Source organism: Mesorhizobium sp. WSM2561, assembly GCF_000513915.1.
GTDB classification, from domain to species: domain Bacteria; phylum Pseudomonadota; class Alphaproteobacteria; order Rhizobiales; family Rhizobiaceae; genus Mesorhizobium; species Mesorhizobium muleiense.
In genome coordinates, this window is record NZ_KI911326.1 from 1 (window position 1) to 1,677 (window position 1,677).

Genomic DNA, 1,677 nt, shown 5'->3' on the forward strand with positions numbered 1-1,677 from the left:
TTGCTTTTTCGGGTAGCGTAGCACCGCGCCGCCCGCGCATGGGCTATCGCGAACTCCGGATCACGGTCGATCGCCTTCATGAAGAGGCGCAAGGCATCGTCAATGGCCGATCCACTAGTGATCGTCCGGTCAAAGGCCGTTTCAAGAGGCGAGTCGCCTAGTTGCAGAGACGCTTGCAGTTCTCTTCGGCTGCACCTCGCGACGGGGTCAAATCATGGCCTCCCCTCCCGCCAGCAACCGGGACGACGCCCGTACCACGTACCGCGTCCTTGATACACCGGATTGATCCGCTAGTTAACCTCCGTGGGCGCCTTAGTCGCGAGTTTTGCATGGCGGCGGCGGTTGCGCCGTCCTGACTGCATGCCGCGGAAAGACGGTTCGACCGACGCACTTTATGGAGGTGGTCGTGCGTCAATCCCCTGAATCCAGCTGGGCATGTTTCGCATTCGTTTGCTCGATCGCGGTAGCTTGCGCAGGAGCTGCCGCCGGCGGCGAGCGCGGCGGAGGCAATAGCGGTGGCAACCATGGTGGCGGAGGCAATAGCGCTGGCAGTCATCACGGTGAAGGCCGCGAAGGCGGCGCGCACAAAGGACCTGGCGGCGAGCCCAGCGGCTCCAGCAGTAGGTCACCGGTGGATGACGATGGGACCAGCACCGCTGCAACGGCGGCAGTGGCGACAACTACGGCCGCCACTGCCGTCAGTGTCGCCCGGTCCGCAGGGGCCGGACAGTCGCTCGACCTCCCGGCTAACCTCCAGCCTCCCAGCGCCAGCAACAGTCCATCGACGGTCAGTCCAATCGAAGCGCTGCCGGGCGTCCCGGATGAAGTCGTTCGCGCCTGCCATGATGCGATCGAGTCGGCCGCCGCCCCGTTTGGCGCGACCAATGTGCGCGTCAGCAGCGCAGGTTCCATACGTCGGTTGAGCCCGGATACGATCTCGGCTCCCGTTGAGGTCAGCATCGACTATGGACGGCAAGGCAACGTGGAGACGCGGCAGGCGCCGATCAAATGCGAATTGAACGCGGCAGGCAGGGTGATCGGGCTGACATAGCGTATCGCGCAGAACTCCTCGCTGACGAGAGCAGGATGAATTCGAATGGGGTGATTCGATTCATCCTGGCCCACTCTCGCAATACACGTGAGGCAGTGATCTCAAAGACCCTGGGCCTTCAACAGGAGGACCGCGCAGTCGTTTGGAAGTCACTCCAACGTCGCTTGTCTTGGCCTGAGGGGATAGGGAAGTGTGAGAGAACGCACCTGGGCAATCCGCGACGGGTTGCGAACCTTGCTGCGTGCAGTCTTCTGGCTGACAGCCTTCAACCCGCCGGCAGCGCCTGCCGGGCGGCCAGCGCGCGGCTTCAGCGGCGGCTTAATCTGGGCGCTGCGACGCTCAGCCCTGAGCCTGTCATTGTCCGCGCGCGCGGCGGCCAAGTCGCGGGCAAAAGAAACAGTGACTTCACGTTGCTTTTCCAGAGCCTCCTTCAGCCTGGCGACCCCTACCAAAAGCGCTCGGGCGGCGTCGCGTTCGAGGCGAGTTTTATCGAGGTTCTCATGGGTCGAGACTGCCGCAGCGCGTTCTCGTGCCAGAGCCTGCGCCGTCTCGGTTGCAGTCTGCTCCACTCGTTCTCTCGCTATGACTGCTCTGGCTCGTTCCTGTTCAGCCGCGTCGCGCTCGAG

At 63.5% G+C, this 1,677-nt stretch carries 1 pseudogene; it reads right to left on the reverse strand.

Annotation, left to right across the window (positions count from 1 at the left end):
- Positions 1–1,200: 1,200 nt before the first annotated feature.
- Positions 1,201–1,677 (reverse strand): annotated as a pseudogene (locus tag M727_RS43710) (hypothetical protein); the annotation flags it as partial.